This window comes from Chryseobacterium joostei (assembly GCF_003815775.1).
Taxonomy (GTDB): Bacteria; Bacteroidota; Bacteroidia; order Flavobacteriales; family Weeksellaceae; genus Chryseobacterium; species Chryseobacterium joostei.
The window spans coordinates 1,983,717-1,999,091 of record NZ_CP033926.1; the positions used below are offsets into that span (position 1 = coordinate 1,983,717).

The window sequence follows — 15,375 nt, forward strand, 5'->3', positions numbered from 1 at the left end:
CTACCACACGATGCAATCATGCGGAAGTGGTAAATTGAGTAAATAATTATCTTATTTTAACTGTTTCTAATATTCTTTTAATTGACTGTTGTGTTTCTATCGATGGATCGTTACAGTAAATAGAAAGCTTATTACCTCCAGTCTCTTTATTAAAAATCGCTCCAATAGTACCTTCTTGTTTTTTGGGAAAAATCAATAATACATCAATATTATTTATTTTATCATAGTAATAATAATTTTTAAGATAGGTTGAATGTGATGTATCAAAATCTTTATTTTTATATATTACTATATCCTTAGATAACAGTTCTCCATTAGAAAATTCAAGTAATATTTGCTTCTCTTTTTCATTGTCTACAACTATTGGATCATCTATTATATTTGTAACACCACTGCTTATAACTATTGAGTCTCCTTTATTTACAAATAAAAAAATTTTTGAATCATATTTAGTATTTTCTTTGTTTACCCAATTATTAGGAATACAAAATTTATATTGTTCAATATTATATTCCTGACATAATTTTTCATCAACAATATTAGATTTATTACACGAAACTAAAACATACAATAACAAACTAGTGACTATTAGTATTCTCATTTTTTAACATTTTTTTTATAAAAGTCTCGAGCTAATGTAGCAGAAGGAGTTTTATCCCATCCTTTTAGCCAACTTGCCTGAGATGAAAAAGATTTTCCAGTCATTCCATTTGATAAAATAACACCTAAGCCTGAAGCCGTATAAATAGTATTTTTCTCAGGATTACTTAACGATGTTGATCCAGAAGTAAAAGCAGTCATTAGTCCACTATTTGAATGATCTAATCCTAAATTATGACCTAACTCGTGTTTCACAACATCATTGAATAGGTTAGAGCCTATTGTTTTCTTTTCAACCGCACCAATTCTACCCCCTAATGTTCCCCAACCTAAAGTATCACCACCACCTGCATTTGAATCAACAACTTCATCTACTATCATCATAACATGATCATTTTTTCCAATTTTATCAAAGCTATTAACAACTTCATATTCAATATTAAATGAACTAATATAAACACTTGAATTTATTGAGGCTCCATATGATTGATATCCTAAACCTTGGAATTCTTTTAATGAAACTGAACCTTTGGATTTACTAAATATAGTAGATGATAAATCTGCACCTGAAAGATTTAAGACTTTCATTGTTACAGTCATATTTACATTTTTGTATTCTGTATTTCCTTCTCGTCTTGAAGAATTTATTGTAGTTCTAATATCATCATTTTCTCCACCATCAAAAGTCCCATTGCCATTATTAGTCCATGTACTTGAGGAAGTTGTATTATCCCACATTTGCTGAAGAGAGCTTACAGACAACATTCCATCAGGATCAATATAGAAAACTGGATTATTTGCTGCATAATTATACGGGGTATGGCGGCGCATTTTCTCAGCCAGCGGATCTATGACTCCCCATCTTCCCAGATCTGCCATATACATTCTCGCTCCATAATCATACATACCTGTTTCTTGTAATTCTTTGCGGTTGTATTTATAGTTATAATGACTTCCAATTTTTGAAGAAGAAGATCCTCCAATATGGTTTAATCCAAACGGATAGTAATTATTGGTATCAGTAACTTCAAGAGCACCTTCGCTGTTTTTGGCAAAGCTCACCCTTGCATTACCCAAGTGGTCCTTATACTAATAGATATAACGGTTTTCTTTGAATTATAATATCCCAAACCAAATACACTTGAAAAATAATCTGAAATTAAAAATCTATAAAAATCAGAATAGGAATTTTCCTATTCTGATTTAAGTATATTTGAGTTAGTAAACTAGTCAGCCTTTTTCAGGATTAGTTATTTATAATAAAAATTCGTCAATAAAATTTTCATCTTCATCTAAATATAGAATATAAGAGCAAATACGTCTATTGTGATTATCTTCAACATCTATATCTATTTTATATGTATTGGTAAAATAATTATGTCTATTATACAAAACATAGCAAACTGATTTTTCTATAAAATGTAAGCTATCATTATTATATAGTTCTTTTAATTCTGTATCTAAATCTTCATTCTTAAGAATTTCGTTAACATTCTTTAAGGCATACTTAAAAAATTTCTTGATATCTATTTTACTTATCATAATCTGGTTAGTGTGTCATTATTTTATCAAATACAATATGTCCATTTTCTAATGGGTTTCCATAAATTCTTAAATCTCCTCCTTTATGCAATATTTTAAGTTTATATGTATATCCTGTAGATTTAGCTTCGCTTTCTGTTAATTTTATTATTCCTATATTACCTTTTGGAGGAACAATTCCTTTTGTTAGTGCATGCTTAAATTTTGCTTGCAATAAAGGGTCTAATGAATTAAATTCTTTCCTTACAATCCATCCTGAAGTTTTTCCAACATTTTTTTTAGCAAGTGATTTCCCTACTGCTTTCAAAGAACTTTTTAATGGTCCTCTACCTATATCAGGCATTTCCAGCAATATCATAGTATCTTCATCACTGGTCGGCATCTTTCGTTTGTCTGGCCCCGAATCAAATAAAGATGCAAAACTAAAACCACTTCCGTATCTAGTATTGTAATAAAAATCTATATACCCTTGGTTTACTTCATAATTAGAATTTCCATATACACTAGCTCTATTAGAATCATAATATTTAGCATAAGTTTTTGCTTTTGCAAAGTCATGTCCATTAACTAAAACAGTTTCATTAACTCCATCATTAACATTTACCTCTTCTCCTGTTCTTTTATGCTTATAAATTGTTGCAATTGTTTCAGGTTGTTGGGCAATCATCCCTGTCGGGTCATTATAAAAAATAGGATTATTATCTGCATAACTATAGGGTTGTAAAGTAGTTTCAGATAGAGGATCGTGTACACCCCATCTTCCCAAATCCGGCATATACATCCTTGCTCCATAGTCATACATTCCCGTCTCCTGAAGCTCCTTCCCATTATACTTGTAGCTGTGGTAACTTCCAAAGTTTGAAGAAGAAGATCCTCCAATATGGTTTAATCCAAACGGATAGTAATTATTGGTATCAGTAACTTCAAGAGCACCTACGCTATTTTTGGCAAAGCTCACCCCTGCATTACCCCAAGTAGTCCTTATACTGGTAAATATATATTTTTCTTTGAATTACAGCATCCTAAATGAAGCACCCTTGAAAAATAGTATGATATTAAAAACCCATCCATATAAGACAAAATCAGAATAGGAAAATTCCTATTCTAATTTAAATATATTTTAGTTATTAAGCTAGTTATGTCAATCTGCAATATGATTCAATTGTATAGGCTAAAAGTCATTGGCTTTGAGTTGCTGGGTACTTTCTAAATATAAAACCCACACTTCCCTTGCCAATCTTTTTATAATAATATAAATTATTATCTTGTGTTATACTTAAGGTGTCAATATTCGGTATGTAATACAAAGATTTATCTGGATAAAACGTTCTACCATCATAATAGTGTTTTACACTTGTTCTATATTTTTCACTTAAAAAGTTACAATTACTATTGTTGAAATAAGGCAATTTAAATTCCTCTTTTTCAGGATCCAAAATGACTATTTTATTCTTAGAAATATAATATTTTTTTTTTATCACTATATTTTTAAATTGATCATTTATATTAGTACAATTAAAAATATTTTTAATAATAAGATTATTTTCATCTATTATTTGGATAGATAACTTTCTATTATCATTCTCGTAAACATATTCATTTTTCGATATCATTAATGATTTGTTTTTACACGAAACAAATAAAATAAACATGATATAAATTATTTTATTGTGCATAATATTTTGTATTAGTTGATGGGGGATAAATTAAAGTTTGGTTCAATCCAGGCTTATCAACTAAGCTCTGAAGAAAACTATTGTTAATAGCATTAAGCTCTGTAACAGTTTGTGTGTTGCCTATTTTTAGTAAATTACTAGAATTAGAAAAATCTAAATATGGCTGATACAGTATTTGACCAACTGCTGATAATTGTGCTTTATAGGCATCTACTTCCTTACTCGCTCCAAAACTTCCAGATGTTAAAATACCTGAAGTGTTAGCATCATATTCTTTTCTAGCCATCTGTCCACCATGCCTACCTTCATGTACTTTATTACCATAGCCCTCAAAATATATTGTAACTTCACCTGTGCCTGTCCTTTTGGTTTCTGGTGTACCTCCGTTTAATGAAGCATCTCTAAACACATAATCATTATCTTTATCATTGACCATATCAGTAATATCATTGATAGATTTGCTAACTTCATTAACCATTGCATTAATATTGCTTAATTCTCTTTTTTGAGATTTACTTAAAGAAATCTTACCATTTTTATCAACCGCCGAACTATAAATAATATTTCTTTGCAATTCTAATTGACGTTTTCTCATATTAAGTGCCGTTTGCGTATGTTCAACTTCTTTTTTACTTTGTGGATCATTTATAGTTCGTCCATCAGGATCTGTAAATCTAATAGGATTATTTACAGTATAATTATATGGAGAATATCTTCTATACATTTCTGCTAACGGATCCAAAACACCCCATCTTCCTAAGTCTGGCATGTAGAACCTTGCCCCATAATCATACATACCCGTTTCCTGAAGCTCCTTTCCATTGTACTTGTAGCTGTGGTAACTTCCAAAGTTTGAAGAAGAAGATCCTCCAATATGGTTTAATCCAAACGGATAATAATTATTGGTATCAGTAACTTCAAGAGCACCTACGCTGTTTTTGGCAAAGCTCACCCTTGTATTACCCAAGTGGTCCTTATACTGGTAAATATAACGGTTTTCCGTGAAACTGTAAAATCCCTCCGAAGTAGGTACAAAATCCAGGTTCCACTTAGGTTTTGAAATTATTGGACCAATAGCCTTCGAGTATGCCTGTATTTCATATGCAGATTCTGTTCTACATGTAGGGCATGTGCTTCCATCTTCTATATAGGAATACTGAAATCCATCCAGATAATCTGTCTTGCGGATGGTAGGAAGCCCCCTGTAAGCTTGCTGTGTAAATATTTTACGAAGCTTTCCCCCATCAGCACGATACAAATGAGCTATATCTGTGGTACTCATATTTCCTATAGGGTTCACGAATTGAATACCAATTGATGTTGGCAGGTTCAGATAATTGTAAGCAATGGACTGTATTCCCTTATCTTTCATATTGATCATATTTCCATTCTGATCATAATCAATGATATTGTTTCCTCCCTCATAACCTGAAGGATTAGGGGAATGTTCTATAACCTGATTCAAACGGTTGCCTGTATACTTGTATTCAAGATCATCCACTTGGGTTGGTGTAGTTCCAGATACAGGATAGGCATTCCTTTTCAAAGTCATGATATTTCCATTAAAATCATAGGTCAGATTTTCGTTAAAGTTGTAGTTATACGGATTGGTAGATTCAGGTTCTGTATAAATGGCATCTTTTAGCCTATTCAGATTGTCATAAACATAGGAATACCTTTTCAAAGTACTTTCTGCAGCATTTTTCCAGTCTACCTCTGCAATATTTCCGTTGTATCTTCCCGAAGTTAGGTTGGTAAATTTAGGACTGTTATATCTAATTTCATATCCAAATAGTTTTCCACTCAGGTTGGCAGGATCATTAATCTGGGTCATCCAGCCTCTGATATTGTACTTATAATCGATCTGCTGTAATGATGAGGCAACATTTATTCCCCCCACTTTCTTGCTTTCCAGCTGAGAAAGTTCATTGTACTTATTCTGGGCCAGAATTTCCACGGGATTGGAATCTACCTGATGCTTGTGTACCAGCAACCTATTTTGATGGTCGTACTCAAAGTTCTCAGTGATTACCCTTTCCGTATCCGTATTCAATCTTTTATGCTTGGTAACAACAGTTTGGGGAACCCCAGCAAAGTCCAGCTTGGACTCAGTTCTGGTATATCCTCCCAAGTGATTGATGGAATGGGTGGCAATGGCCCTGCCTCTGGTATCATAATAAGTATAGGCTTTTGTCCAGTTGTCATCCTCAATGTTCTTCACCAGGTTCATCACGGGAAGTCCTTTGGTACTTTTCCCCCCAGGAGGAGCATCCGTTAGAGGAGCTTCTCCTTGAATAGATTGTGGAAATGATGGATTGAAACCGTAAGCAGGGTAAGAATCGTAGTAATTGACACTTAGAATGGTTGGAATTTCTCCTACAAAATAAACATCTGTGTAATAGATTGTCATTCCGTTTCGGGTAAATCCTGAGGTACTTCTTTCTTCGGCAATCACCAGGTTATTGATCTCATTTTGCCTGCCTGCTCGTTCCCCGCCTGATGATAAAAGTCCTGTATAGGCAACCCTACCTAATCGATCGTACTTGGTAATGATCCATTTATTCTGGGCCTTAAGGTTTGTATCCTGGGTCAAAATCAGTCTGTCAGCCTTATCATACACCATATACTCCCAGCCTTTGCCTGGAAGCTTCTTTTCTACCAGTCTACCTTTTGTGTCATAGCGGTACTGGTAAACTAAAGCATTATGTTCTTCTATATTCCAGTTTGAAAGTTTAGAAACAAGAGGGGGGAGAACAAAAGCAAGCTGATTGTATTCATTATAGACGTAATAGGTATCGGCATTTTCAGTCGAGCTCACCACTTTTCTGACCAATAAGGTCTGCCCTTGTCCATTTTTAAATTCTATAGTTGAATTACCATCTTCATCGGTGACTGTATTTTTATACAATTCGCCATCTCCATAGATTCCATTATTAACGATATCAGATTGTGTTGCATTGTTTACCCAAATGCTAGGAACAGTAAATTTTCTTACTTTGTCTGCTGTAGTATTGGCCTCATATTGAAACCTTACAGGTTTTGTATTCCAGTCATTTCCAACCTGTTTTTGCTCTAAAACTCTGTCTAAAGGTGAATTTTCCAATACCTTCTCCGAATAGATTTTTTCTGAACCATAAGGAGTATTAGTTATATTGGACAATGGGTCTGTAACAATGGCTCCATTCATGGTACCCGCCTGTGGAACCGGAAGATAATCTTTTGTCTGTCTTCCAAAGTCATCGTATTCAATCTTGGTGACAACGTCCCTACCTAGTGGAGAAGCTTTTACATTCACGATCTGTTTAGGTCTGCCTAATCCATCAAAATACTGAACGGTTTCTACCTGCTTGGCATTGGCATCACTCTGGGTTTTTGCCTCAAGATAGGTTCTTGTGTAGATATAGTTTTCATTGGTTACCCCGGTAAGACCACTTGGCAATTGCACCTGTGCATTGACCGTGCTCATCATTAAAAGGGCACCAATAGGTATAATTATTTTTTTCATCAATATTAGTTTTTATAGTGGTAGTTGAATTCCTTTAAAATATTGTTGTTGGCATCCACCACAGATTGTAGCCTGTTCATGGAATCATATTTGTAGAATTCCCTGATCCCTGTGGGAGGGGTGATGCTTGTTACCCCAACCTGTGGATCATAGGTATAGGTGGTAATGCTATGATTCTTAAAGGCAGACTGGTTTCTGTAAGTATCCAGCGCATTCATCAATGCTTTTTCCTTGTCTGCATCCACATCCTCGTTTGACTTCGCAATAATGTCAGCAGCCAGTGCTGCAGCTTCCTGATAGGTGGCTCCCTCTATCCTGGCAATGGGCTGGGTATTCTTATAGCCCCAGATAATGGCCGTCGGAACACTTCCCTTTGTGGTATACTGCAGGATATTTCCGTTGGCATCATACTGGTCATAGCTTACTATACTTTGTGCGGAAGCAGTATTGTCAGAATCAAACTTTTGCTCTGATACAGGAAGCACCAAATTGCTGGTTTGGGCATTCTTTCCATAAATGCTTCTTACCTTTGAGATCACCTTTCCATTTTCCTTAACCTCGGTCTGAAGCGGAATACCAATCATGTTGGCAGTAATCATATCGGTATTGTTCTGTTCATGGGCATACTGGTAGCTTGTCTCCTGAATGGTATTGTCCGGAAAGGTGGTGACACTTTTGGTAAGGTTGTTATGGATGGATGAGGTATAGTCCATCTCTTCCTTGGTTGTCAGACCTCCATTGTCAAGGTATTTGGTTGATGTTTTACTAAGCAGCTTATAAGGTGAGGCTTCCAAAGAATAAAGGCCCCAGTCGAAGTTGTCATAGATCGTTGAGCTTGTATTGGTAATATTAAAAACATCACTGTAGGACAGTCCCTTTAATCTTGTGATACAATCAGGAGTGGGGTTGTCTATGTTACATTTTTCAGGATAGGTATAAAAATAATTACTCTCTTCAATTTTATTGAATTTATTAGCAATATCATCATACTTAAAGTATTCTTCCTTGGTTAGCTCTCCATACGTATGGCTTTTGTTATCAGGGGGAGGAAAGGGGATTTTATTGAAGTTAGTGTTGGTAATAGGCTTCTTAAAGTACTGAACCGTTTTTCCATTGGGTAAACCAGAGGAATTCTTTTCCATTCTTTCCACTCTTCTGTAGACCAGGTTTTGCCCACTTAATTTCGATAATGGATTGGATCCTTGGGAATAAATCACTCCATAGCTGTTGGTACTAGCCACAAATGGAAGTGTGAGTATAGTTCCGGATGTCGTCCCATCTTCATTAACATAGGCAAACTCCTGGGTATAGGTGCTGGCATTATCCTTCGAGATGATTTTTTGAACTCGTTGTCCTCCTACCAATATAGGAGCTGTATCCGATTGTTTTTCCTGCCACTGCATTCCAACGGAAAAGAAATAGGGTACCTCCAGGTTGTCAGGGTCTTCTGTATGCCCATTAGCCTGTGCAGTAAGCACATGGTTTCCGATGGTTAAAGAATTTGCATTATTGTCTAGTGTTCCGGGATTAAGCCAGCTGCCATCAATCATGACCTTATAGTTACAGGTTGTTGAATAGATATTGCCTGGACAATTGCTGATGTTAACCTGAGACCTAAAGAGGTTACCGACTATGGGGCCATCTACTGTAAATGGTATCTCATATTTTCCGTTTCCCTTATAATTCATAGGCATCCTGTTAAGGCGTATTGTCTTGAGAATTCCATCGATGGCCGAGGGTATCATTAAGTTGTAATTAACCGGACGAGCTGCCACATTGCTTTCATAGGTATATTCTGAAAAACCTCCCGTTGGGTAGGTTACCTTTGTTAATAATCCGGTGAGTGCATACTGTGGATTAACCTTGAGTTTCTTTTGCTCAGTATTGGAAAACATATAGTCTCCATTATTTTCACCGTTATAATATCCCCATATATCCTGTGAGGCAGAGAACCTGTTCGGCAGGGTATCTGAATTATAGTCAAATGAGTAATAATTTTCATAGATGCCCGTCTGAATATTCAGTCTTTTTACCGCCCTTAGTCTTAGTCTTTTATTTTTATAGATATTGGATGCATTGGCTACAACGGAGGCATAATCGGGTAATGACTGCGTTTCATTGTAGTAATCATAAAAGAGCTGAAACTGCTTCACAAGTTTTCCGTAGGTATCATATACCTTGATGAACTTCAAAAGATCAGCCTTGCCGGTTTTACTGATCAAATCCTCTCTTTCGGAACTGTATTCAAATACAACCTTTTCAAACGGGGTGGTAATCTCACTTATTACCTTAAAGCTTTCCGTGCTTCTTATAAGGGATAATGCATCATTTGTTTCATCTCCCCTGGAAACATAGATGCTGGAAGAGTTCAGGTATGCAAGGGTCGCTGACTGGCCCTTGCTGGCAATTTTTGTAAGGTACCATGAATCGTTAAAATTGGGAGAACTATTCGAATCCTGTGCTGCCTGAGGCGACTTGGTGATTTTAGTGGAAGATACGGATTTACTTGCATACTGCTGGTCAAAATTAAACTCTGTTCCATCATTGAGGGTCACCGTCCATTTATTGGCTTCCTTAATGATTCTCGTATCATCCTTTTGCTGGGGAATGTACGTATTGCTATTATAGTTGTATAAAAATGGAATAGTATTGCCAAAATAGTTAATATTATAGCTGTCCGTTTCCAGGTCATCCCCTGTATAAGGTTGGGTAATATACTTATGATTGTATAGAATGGTATTTCTTCCATCAATGGTATTGGTATTGAGGTATTGTTGAATAACATTGTTGGACTGCCCATCTATCTTGTCTTTAACTTCCTGGGTCAATACTCCACTGTTATTAATTGACCAGCCCAACCCTACGGAGGTAGCCATTTGCCCTACCTTAATTCCGGAAGCATCATACTGCAGCTTGATGGGCAGTTCCATATCCCCCACACGAATGGCATGAAGCAATACCCCTATACTTGGGGTTCCTGTAGATAAATTCACGGATTGTTTATCAAATACCCCTAGGGCATTGGCGTCAAGATTGGGTGCTATAACTCTGGGAACCATTTTGGGTACTTCTTGTGCATGCAGGGTTCCCATCATAAGCAGGATGCCTATGGGAATAATTATTTTCTTCATTGTTATTGTTTTTTATTTCTTAATCAGCTTTGCATTCGCCGTCTTGTTATTATCAGTCTTTATGGTCACCAGATAAGCTCCCTGAACCAGAGCCTGTGTATTGATCTTCGTTACCCTATTTTTCGTTTTCAGGTTTTGCAGTTGTCTCCCACTCATGTCATAAACCAGAATATCAGCCTCCTTGAAGTCAAAGCCTATTTCTACGTAGGCATAATCGGATACCGGGTTGGGATAGATCTTGATGTCATATTTTTCAATCAGGTCATTCACCTGCCTGTCACCAAGCTTTACAATCTTCCAGTTTTCCTTGCCCAGTTCCTCGGCACTCGTTCCTGCCAGAATAATGGAACCATCTTTGTTGAGTCTTAAATCTGAAAGTCTTTCCTCCCTTTTCCTGGATTCTCCCTTGATGTGCTTTCTCCACTGCTCATTTCCATTTCCGTCAAGGTACAGCATCCAGAATGTCTCATCATCCTTTTCTATTCTTCCCTCAGCCTGAGTGTAGCCACCCAATAAGATTCCCTTGGTTAGGTCTTGGCTCTGGATTACATTCATTCCCATTAGGACATCCCTGTTGCCAAAGGTGTAGGACTTTTGCCACTGCTCATCCCCACGCTCATTCAAGGATATGAGCCAAAGGTCTGTTCCCTCTTCAACTCCCACGGTCTTGTTTCCTGACATTTCCGATCTGGATTCCCCACCAATAATGTAGCCATTGGAAGCCAATGCAAGGGTTCTGATGTGGTCGTCTCCCTTTCCGCCAAGGTTCTTTTCCCATTCAATCTTTCCGCTCTTATCGAGCTTGATGATCCAGTAGTCACCCTCGCCAAAGTTTTCGCTTTGCTTGGAGGTTGTAAAGGGTTGATTGCTGTTAGCCGATTTTTCATTTGAGGTATTGCCACCGTTATTGACAGTCCCGCTTCGGGAATAGACGCCCAGTAATGCGCCGCCATCCCTTGTGGGAATCATTTTTTCAACCTCGTCAAGGCCTCTTCCACCTAAAATAAGCTGGGAGATTTCCTTGCCATTTTTATCGAGCTTAACAATCCATACATCCTTGGAGCCATGTCCCTTGGGCGAGTTCTGGATGTTTCCTGCCATAATAAATCCTTGGTCCGTGGTTTGGATCACTGCCCTGGCTTCCTCGTCCGAGGAGCTTCCCAGGGTTTTCTGCCACAGCTCATCCCCAAATTCATTGATGCGGATCAACCAGACATCTGAACCGCCCTTGGAGTCGTCCTTTTTATCCAATCCCTTGCCTGAATACGAGGTTCCTGCCAAGAGAAATCCTCCATCCTGAGTGGTTACCGTCGCTGAAAGGTAATCGTGGTTGTTTCCTGAGAAGTATTTTTCCCAGGCCTGTTCTCCCTGCTGGTTCAGTTTTACCAGATGGAAGTCGTAGCCGTTGTTTTGTCTGTTATTTTGTTGGAGTTTATCGCTCTGGATGGAGCTTCCCGTAATAAGGTATTGCTGATCGATGGTAGTGGTCACCTGGCTTAGAAAGTCCTGGGTGGAGGACTTGATGTCCCTTTGCCAGATTACTTCCTGGGCAGACACACCCAGCACAGTGCACAAGGTAAATGCACCGAGATAAATTTTTTTCATTCCTGTATTTTTAAGTTAGTAATTAGTTTTATTATTTTGTCGCAAATTTAACTTTTTTATGACTTATAAATCATACTATATTATTTTCCATCAAACATATACAAAGCTAATGCTGTATAACGACAGAATATGACGCATTAAACTGAAAACATTATTTTTCTTTTCATACATTCAGAACATGGAACAGTTTCTTTTAAGTATGCTTATAAATGATTTATCTTCTTAGTTTTTGGCCCGGTATTTTCAATATATTCGCTATTGATAAATCATAAAATATGAAAAGAAAACTCGTTGTATTCTCTTTATTCATTACTCAAATCATTAATGCACAAAACTTTTCTCAAGATGAAATTAAAACTTATCCTGAAAACGGAAAAACAAGACTCACTACCCAAAATATAAGCAAGACAGAACTAAAAAAAAGAGACTTTGAAAATGGAAAATCCGATGAAGATTTCAAATATACTCAGGAAACAAACTCTCCAATAATCTCAGCAGACAGACTTTTTGATTTTTCTACTAAGGTTGAAATTACATCACAGAATCCTCGAGATAAAATCTACTATATGACAGATGCGAATGATGCCAATAAAAAAAAGACATTCACTGTTTACAAAAGACCATTTATGATCAGTAGAACCACTCAGGTTAAGGCCTACGCTGAAAGAAAAGGTGAAAAAAGCTCAGTAACCACAGCCACTTTCAACAGAAGACCTAACTATTGGGATATCAATACGCTTTCAAAAGTAACTCCTCAATATACAGCCAGCGGGAAGCTTGCATTAATCGACGGAATAAGAGGTGATATAAACTGGCAAAAAGGTGAATGGCAAGGATATCAGGGACAGAATTTTGAAGCAATTATTGATTTTAAATCTCCCCAACAACTTACAACATTATCCTCCACTTATCTTCACGACAGCAAAGCATCGATCCTGCTACCTAAAAAAGTAGAATATTATGCCTCGATGAACGGAAAAGATTTCATCCTCCTAAAAACAATTGACAATGACATTGATCCTAAAAATGAGCATATACAGATCAAGGATTTTACCACAGAAATTCTTCCTACCGAAGCAAGATATCTTAAAGTAAAAGCCTACTACTTTGGGAAACTTCCAAAATCGCATCAGGGAAATGGTGGTGAAACCTATATCTTTATTGATGAAATTTCTGTACAATAAAACTATAATAGCCTCTTCATTTTTGAAGAGGCTATTTTATAATTTATTCAATATTTTAATTTATTCGTTCAGCCCATTGAAGAACTTCCGGAAGTTCCATATCTGAAAATTCAATATGGATTACTCTTCTTTTCTTTCCGTTGGTGGTTCTGTTTGAGCCATGCAAAATGAGAGGCTTCATCAGCATAACTCCACCTTTTTCCACATTGCAGATCTTTTCTGATTCTATTTTCCAATCTATGGTTTCCGGTCTGTATATTCCCTTGGAATGGGATTTTGGAACGACTTTTAAAGCTCCGTTATTTTCATCTGTATTATCTAAATGGATCCTGATGGTATAAATATTCTCTAAAATATTCAATGGAGGCTGAACAGCAAACTGATTTTGCTTTGTTGTCCAGGGTCCAAAATTGGAGAGTTCCAGTTTTTTATCTACAGAAATGGTCAGATCCTGATGATAGGCTACATACCAATTGGATGTTTCAGGTTTATCAAAATAGATGCTTTTTACAACAAAATATTTTTCTCCAAAGATTTCTGTAATGATTCGTTGGATGTTATCATTAAAGATGAGGTCCTTTATTTCCGGTATTTCCTTTAAAAACTGTCTTATTGCAAAAAGATCTTCAGATTTCCTGAAATTTTCCCATGAAGTATCTATACCATTCAAAACAGCTATTATTTTTTCTACTTCATCATCAGAAAAAACATTATCTATAATGGAAAAGCCATATTCAAGAATATGGCTTTTATAAGTTTCTAAGTTTTTTAAACTCATTGATATTTAAATTTTGTCTAATGGTTCCGTTAATTGTCCCTCCCACTTCGATACTGCAGAAGTAGCCAATGTATTTCCTAACACGTTAGTCATACTTCTTCCCATATCACAGAAATGGTCAATTGGCAGGATTAAAGCAATTCCTTCCGGTGGAATTCCGAACATGGAACAAGTTGCTACAATAATTACCAGTGAAGCTCTTGGAACTCCCGCAATTCCCTTAGAGGTAAGCATCAATACCAAAAGCATAGTGATCTGCTGTCCGATAGTCATTTCAATACCGTAGATCTGTGCAATGAAGATAGAAGCAAACGTCATATACATCATACTGCCATCCAGATTGAAAGAGTATCCTAAAGGTAAAATAAAAGACACTACTCTGCTGTTACACCCGAATTTTTCAAGCTCTTCCACCAATTTCGGGAATACAGCTTCTGAACTGGTTGTAGAGAAAGCAATCAATAATGGTTCTTTAATTCTTTTTAATAAGTCAAATAAACGGTTTCCTAAGATAAAGTATCCTACCAATAAAAGCACTAGCCAAAGTACGCCCAGCGCAAAGAAGAAGTCTCTTAGATAGATAGCATATACTTTAAATATTTCAAAACCATTGGTAGCCACTACAGCTGCAATAGCTCCCAATACCCCAAGCGGAGCAAACCACATGATATATCCTACCATTTTAAGGATCCCATGAGCCATAATATCGAAAAGCTTAACAACAGGCTTAGAATATTCTTCACCCAAATTAGCCAAAGCCACTCCAAACATAATAGCAAATACTACAATCTGTAATACTTCATTTGTAGCAAAGGCTTCAAATAAACTTTTAGGAATCATGTGCTTTACAAAGTCTTCCAGAGAAAAGCTCTTGCTGCTTTTAAGAAGTTCATCAGCAGAAGCAACATCCTGAATAGGTAATTTGGTAACGTGCCCCGGCTCCAGCCAGTTCACAAGTATCAATCCTATGAAAAGGGAAATCAAAGAAGCAGAAATGAACCAAAGCATTGCCTTTGTTCCTACTCTTCCAATCATTTTAATGTCGCTCATTTTAGCAATCCCCACTACCAAAGTAGTAAAAACCAAAGGCGCAATAATCATCTGTACCAATCTGATGAAAACAGTTCCAAGTAGTTTTATATTCTTGGAAAAAGGTTCTGCACTTTCAGGATACTGCACGTGTACAATTCCTCCAATCCCTACTCCCAGGATAAGCGCAATGATAATTGCTATAAAAAGTTTATTCTGTCCTTTCATATATATAGTTCAATTTGCGCAAATATAATGGTTTTTGAATTGGCAGTATATTTTATTCTAAACACGTTAAGGCCACATTAATTTTTTGAAACATAAA

General features: G+C 36.4%; 11 protein-coding genes. 1 reads left to right on the top strand and 10 read right to left on the bottom strand.

Going from position 1 to position 15,375, the window contains the following annotated elements:
* Positions 1-46 precede the first annotated feature (46 nt).
* From EG359_RS09000 to EG359_RS09035, 8 genes are all read right to left on the bottom strand, one after another.
* A complete protein-coding gene (locus EG359_RS09000; RefSeq protein ID WP_076352524.1) occupies positions 47-601 on the bottom strand; it encodes a hypothetical protein in 555 nt (184 codons plus the stop codon).
* On the bottom strand, positions 598-1,677 hold the full coding sequence (locus tag EG359_RS22880) for an RHS repeat-associated core domain-containing protein (RefSeq protein WP_076352525.1): 1,080 nt from the start codon (positions 1,675-1,677) through the stop codon (positions 598-600). Before EG359_RS22880 ends, EG359_RS09000 begins: the two co-directional genes overlap by 4 nt.
* 177 nt (positions 1,678-1,854) lie before the next feature.
* Entirely contained in the window at positions 1,855-2,142 is a 288-nt protein-coding gene (locus tag EG359_RS09010; RefSeq protein ID WP_076352526.1) for a hypothetical protein, read from the bottom strand.
* Positions 2,143-2,149: 7 nt separating this feature from the next.
* Entirely contained in the window at positions 2,150-3,100 is a 951-nt protein-coding gene (locus tag EG359_RS09015) for an RHS repeat-associated core domain-containing protein (RefSeq protein ID WP_076352527.1), read from the bottom strand.
* A gap of 220 nt (positions 3,101-3,320) precedes the next feature.
* Complete coding sequence (locus tag EG359_RS09020; protein ID WP_076352528.1) at positions 3,321-3,755, bottom strand: hypothetical protein; 435 nt, start codon at positions 3,753-3,755, stop codon at positions 3,321-3,323.
* Positions 3,756-3,807: 52 nt separating this feature from the next.
* Positions 3,808-7,323: a DUF6443 domain-containing protein gene (locus EG359_RS09025; RefSeq protein ID WP_076352529.1), complete on the bottom strand. Its 3,516-nt coding sequence runs from the start codon at positions 7,321-7,323 to the stop codon at positions 3,808-3,810.
* A 5-nt stretch (positions 7,324-7,328) separates the two neighbouring features.
* Positions 7,329-10,454, bottom strand: coding sequence for a hypothetical protein (locus tag EG359_RS09030; RefSeq protein ID WP_076352530.1), 3,126 nt, complete (start codon positions 10,452-10,454; stop codon positions 7,329-7,331).
* A 12-nt stretch (positions 10,455-10,466) separates the two neighbouring features.
* Entirely contained in the window at positions 10,467-12,059 is a 1,593-nt protein-coding gene (locus EG359_RS09035; protein WP_076352531.1) for a T9SS type A sorting domain-containing protein, read from the bottom strand.
* Between the two features lie 275 nt (positions 12,060-12,334).
* On the opposite strand from EG359_RS09035, the gene EG359_RS09040 reads away from it, so the two are divergent.
* Complete coding sequence (locus EG359_RS09040) at positions 12,335-13,243, top strand: FN3 associated domain-containing protein (protein WP_084180330.1); 909 nt, start codon at positions 12,335-12,337, stop codon at positions 13,241-13,243.
* A 55-nt stretch (positions 13,244-13,298) separates the two neighbouring features.
* Here the strand turns inward: EG359_RS09040 and EG359_RS09045 are convergent, their stop codons facing one another.
* Both EG359_RS09045 and EG359_RS09050 read right to left on the bottom strand, forming a co-directional pair.
* Positions 13,299-14,021 (bottom strand): phytanoyl-CoA dioxygenase family protein, encoded by a 723-nt coding sequence (locus tag EG359_RS09045; RefSeq protein ID WP_076352532.1) that lies wholly within the window; start codon positions 14,019-14,021, stop codon positions 13,299-13,301.
* Positions 14,022-14,027: 6 nt separating this feature from the next.
* Positions 14,028-15,278: a dicarboxylate/amino acid:cation symporter gene (locus tag EG359_RS09050; protein ID WP_076352533.1), complete on the bottom strand. Its 1,251-nt coding sequence runs from the start codon at positions 15,276-15,278 to the stop codon at positions 14,028-14,030.
* Between the last annotated feature and the right edge of the window lie 97 nt (positions 15,279-15,375).